A 5,070-nucleotide genomic window follows, 5' to 3' on the forward strand; every position below is an offset into this window, starting at 1 on the left:
GACTGGCGAGCACCAGGCCCCGCACCCCGTGCCGGACGACCAGATGCCGAGCCACCAGAGCGCCCAGCGACCCGCCACCCGAGACCAACACAGTGCCCTCCGACCCGAACACCACCGGACTCTCCGGTACTTGATCGACGACGCGAGCCAGCCTCGGCACGGAGAGAGTCGCTCCACGCACGGCCACTTGGGGTTCGCCGGTGGCAAGGGCCGGTCCCAGTAGGGATGCCAGGCCCTCCTGGGATGCCGGGTCGGTGTCGAGGAGGACGATCCGGTCCGGGTTCTCGGCCTGCGCGGCCCGCACCAGACCCCACACGGCGGCCCCCGCGGGATCCAGCACCGCGTCCTCACCCGCAGACACCGCGCCCCGCGTCACCACCACAAGGCGTGACTCCTCAAGCCCGGCCCCGGCCAGCCACGCCTGGACCACCGCCAACACCCGGGAGGTCAGGGCCAGTACCGCGTCCGCGCCATCGTCTCCGACCGCTTCCAGGACGGCCACCGGCGGAACCGTCGGGCTCCCTGCGAGGGCCGCCACCTCGGCCGCGGTGGCCACGGCCGCCCATGGCGGCGCGGGCTCCCGCACCTGGGCCGGGGGCAGCTCGGTCCAGTCCACGTGGAACAGCGAGTCGGCGACCGCCCCGTCCGTCGCCGCCCCCAACTGGTCCGCCGACACCGGCCGGGACACCAGGGAGTCCATCGTGACGACCAGGCCACCGGTCTCGTCGGCAGCCTGTACGGCCAGTGCGTCCGGCCCGCACGGAGCGATGCGTACGCGCAGCGCCGAAGCTCCCGCGGCGTGCAGCACCAGGCCGTTCCACGCGAACGCGAGGATCGGTTCCCCGGAGTCCTCCGCCGTCGGATCCGCCGCGGCGGCGAACGTCCCCGCCTGGAGGGCGGCGTCGAGCAGCGCGGGGTGGATGCCGTACCTGCCCGCCTCCTTGCGCTGCTCCTCGGGCAGCGCGACCTCCGCGAACACCTCGTCGCCGCGCCGCCACGCGGCCCGCACCCCCTGGAACGCGGGCCCGTAGCCGAAACCACGCGCGACCAGACCGTCGTAGAAGTCGCTCGCCTCCACCTCGACCTTCCGGGCGCCGGGCGGCGGCCAGGCGGCGAAGTCGTACTCCCGCACCTCCGCGGGTGTCGCTTGCGATGCCGTCAGGAGTCCGGTGGCGTGCCGCGTCCATGCGTCGGCAGGGCCGGCGTCCGCGCGCTGGGAGTACACCTCGACCGTGCGCGCACCGCTCTCACCCGGTGCGCCCACCGCGATCTGCATACGGACCCCACCATGCTCGGGCACGACCAGTGGGGCCTCGATCACCAGCTCTTCCAGGACCCCGCAGCCGGCCTCGTCACCGGCCCGTACCGCCAACTCCACGAGCCCTGTGCCCGGCAGGATCACCACACCACCGACGGCGTGATCGGCCAGCCAGGGGTGCGAGCGCAGCGAGAGCCGGGACGTGAAGACAAGGCTGTCGGAGTGCGGCAGCCGCACCACCGCGCCCAACAGCGGATGTTCGGCGGGAGTCTGGCCCAGCGACGCCGCGTCGGATGCCGACTCCCCCGGCTTGAGCCAGTAGTGCTGATGGTCGAAGGCGTACGTCGGCAGCGCCACGCGCCCCGACGCGGTCCCCGTGGGCACGATCGCGGACCAGTCCACGCACCGGCCTCCTGCACCCAACCGCTAGTGACGGTCGAGTAGAACGGCACGGCCGGAGCCTGCGCGCTCACCCCGGTCAGCGCCTCGGCGAGGGTGTCCCGGATATCTTCGACGTGGCGGGTGTGCGAGGCGTAGTCCACGGCCACGCGCCTCACTCGTACGCCGTCACCGGAGAGCTCCCGCAGGGCCTCGTCCAAGGCCTCGGCGTCACCAGCGACCACGACGGAGGACGGCCCGTTCACGGCCGCGACCTCGACCCTCTCGGCCCACGGCTCCAGACGCCCGGCCACTTCCTGCGGACCTAGGGCGACCGACGCCATGCCCCCACGCCCCGCCAGCCGCGCCGCGATCGCCTGACTCCGCAACGCCACCACCCGCACCGCATCCTCAAGCGACAACGCACCCGCCACACAAGCCGCCGCGATCTCACCCTGCGAGTGCCCAAGCACCGCATCCGGCTTCACACCCACGGACGCCCACACCGAAGCCAGCCCCACCATCACCGCAAAGCTCGCGGGCTGCACCACATCCACCCGCTCGCACACTCAGCGACCCGCTCAGCGAACACCGGGGAGGAGTCGAGCAGTTCACGCCCCATCCCCGCCCACTGCGAACCCTGCCCCGGAAACACCAGCACGAGGCCGCCCGGCTCACCTGAACCGGCGACGCTCCCGGACACGACGTCCGGGCCGCTCTCGCCCCGCGCCAGCGCCCCCAGCCCGGCGAGTGCGTCCTCGGCCGAGCCCGCCACGACCACCGCGCGGTCGTCCAGCAGCGCCCGGCCCGACACCAGCGCCCCGGCCACACCCGCCAACGACACCTCACCGGCGGTTTCGACGCGTGCCGCGAGGCGCGCGGCCTGTCCCGAGAGCGCCGCGTGGCCACGCGCCGACACAACCAGCGGCACCACACTCGACGACCCGCTCTCCTCGGGGACCGGCTCCTCGGAGACCGGCTCCTCGGGGACCTCCTCCAGGATCAGATGCGCGTTCGTTCCGCTCACGCCGAACGAGGACACCCCGGCCCGGCGCGGGCGAGCGTCACGAGGCCACGCGCGCGCCTCCGTCAGGAGCTCGACCGCGCCCGCCGACCAGTCCACTTCAGTCGTGGGCTCCTGGACGTGCAGGGTCGGCGGCATGACGCCGTGGCGCAGCGCCTGCACCATTTTGATCACGCTGCCCACACCGGCGGCGGCCTGGGTGTGCCCGATGTTCGACTTCAACGAGCCGAGCCAGAGCGGCTGCTGTGGGTCCCGCCCCTTCCCGTACGTCGCCAGGAGCGCCTGGGCCTCGATCGGATCGCCGAGGGACGTCCCCGTGCCGTGGCCCTCCACCACGTCCACGTCGGACGGGGACAGGTCCGCGTTCGCCAGGGCCCGGCGGATCACCCGCTGTTGGGAGGGGCCGTTGGGGGCGGTGAGGCCGTTGGAGGCGCCGTCCTGGTTCACCGCGCTGCCCCGGAGCACCGCGAGGACGCGGTGGCCGCGTTCCCGGGCCACCGAGAGGCGTTCGAGCAGGACCACGCCCGCGCCCTCGGCGAGGCCCATGCCGTCGGCGCCGTCCGCGAACGCCTTGCACCGCCCGTCCGTGGCCAGGCCCCGCTGCCGGGAGAACGCCACGAAGTTGCCGGGCGTGGCCATGACCATCGCACCACCGGCCAGGGCCATCGAACAGTCGCCGTTCCGCAAGGCCTGCGCGGCCAGATGGATCGCCACGAGCGACGACGAGCACGCCGTGTCGACGGTGACCGCCGGGCCCTCGAAGCCGAACACGTACGACACCCGGCCCGACGCCACGCTCGGCGTCGCGCCCGTGCCCGCGAAGCCCTCCGACTCCGGCGTCACCACCCCGGCACCGGCTCCGTACCCCTGGCTGGACACACCGGAGAACACCCCGACGTCGGTGCCCTTCAACGACAGAGGATCGATGCCCGCATCCTCCAGCGCCTCCCACGAGGTCTCCAGGAGCAGCCGCTGCTGCGGGTCCATCGCCATCGCCTCGCGCGGCGAGATGCCGAAGAACCCCGCGTCGAAGAGCCCCGCCCCGCGCAGGAATCCACCCTGCCGCGTGTACGACGTACCGGCGTGATCAGGATCCGGGTCGAACAGACCCTCCAGGTCCCAGCCCCGGTCGTCCGGGAAATCGAGCCACTGAACTCAGCTCCCAGGAATTCGATGTGTGCGATGGCGGTGGAGTGGATGCGGGTCGGTCGACGCGCCGTACGGGCCCTGCTCAGTCGGGGCGGGGCCTGGTCAGTCGGGGCGGGTCCTGCTCAGTCGGGCGGGGTCTGGTCAGTCGAGCCGGTCGAAGATCGCGAACAGCTCCTCGTCGCTCGCGTTTTCGAGATCGTCTTCGCTCGTGCCCGCGGCGTCCGGTGCCGCGTCCCGGCCTCCCGCCGCCTCAGCGGCCTCGGCGGCCTCGGCGGCCTTCAGCAGTTCCCGCAGGCGTACGGTGATCCGGCCCCGGGCCTCCTCGTCGCCCGCCGCCGATTCGATGGCCGCCTCCAGTCCGGCGAGCCCGGCGAGGACCGGGTCCGCGGGGGACGCGCTGTCGACGGCGATTTCGCCGAGCAGGTACGCCGACAGGGCGACCGGGGTCGGATGGTCGAAGACCAGGGTGGCGGGCAGCTTCAGGCCGGTCGTCTCGCGCAGCCGGTTGCGCAGCTCCACCGCCGTGAGCGAGTCGAACCCGGCTTCGTTGAACGCCGTGTCCGGCCGTACGCTCCCCGGCCCGGTGTGGCCGAGCACCACCGCGGCCTGGGCGCGCACCAGGTCGAGCAGGAATTTCCTACGCTCCGCGGCGGCGAGCCCGGCCAGCCGTTCGGCCAGCTGCCGGTGATCGCCGCCGGTGCCTCCCGCCGCCCGTGCCGGTTGCCGGGCCGCGCGGACGAGACCGCGCAGCAGGGGCGGTACCCCGCCGCCGGCCGCCGCGTCCGCACGCGCATCGCGCAGGTCGAGCTTGACCGGCACCAGCAGCGCCCGCCCGGACGCCAGGGCGGCGTCGAACAGCTCCAGGCCTTCGCTGGACTTGAGCGCCAGGACTCCCCCGCGCCCTTCACGCCGGCTCATCCGCGCCCTGGTGAGGTCGTCGATGGTGTCCGCCATGCCGGTGGTCTGCTCCCACGGGCCCCAGGCGAGCGAGAGACCGGGCAGACCCGCCGCCCGCCGCTGCGCCATCAACCCGTCCAGGAACGCGTTCGCCGCCGCATAACCACCACTGCCCGCACCCATGAACACAGACGAAGCCGACGAATAGACGACGAACGCACGCAGATCCAGGCCCCGCGTCAGCTCGTCCAGATGCCGCACCGCATCCACCTTCGGCGCGAACACCCGCTCCAGGCGCTCCGGAGACAGCGCCCCGATCACACCGGCGTCAAAGACACCCGCCGTGTGGACGACACCCGTGAGT

The 5,070-nt window shown here is 73.2% G+C and carries 2 protein-coding genes and 1 pseudogene; all 3 read right to left on the bottom strand.

Annotated features, from left to right (window positions below; genetic code table 11):
* Window positions 1-1,660: polyketide synthase dehydratase domain-containing protein (locus tag IG74_RS53065; RefSeq protein WP_234334685.1), on the bottom strand; the 1,660-nt coding region annotated here is incomplete at its 3' end.
* A 2-nt stretch (window positions 1,661-1,662) separates the two neighbouring features.
* Window positions 1,663-3,800 (bottom strand): annotated as a pseudogene (locus IG74_RS53070) (type I polyketide synthase); the annotation flags it as partial.
* 150 nt (window positions 3,801-3,950) lie between these two features.
* The coding region (locus tag IG74_RS0144435; protein ID WP_030689486.1) for a beta-ketoacyl reductase at window positions 3,951-5,070 on the bottom strand (1,120 nt) is incomplete at its 5' end.

Source organism: Streptomyces sp. NRRL B-1347, assembly GCF_000720325.1.
Classification (GTDB): domain Bacteria; phylum Actinomycetota; class Actinomycetes; order Streptomycetales; family Streptomycetaceae; genus Streptomyces.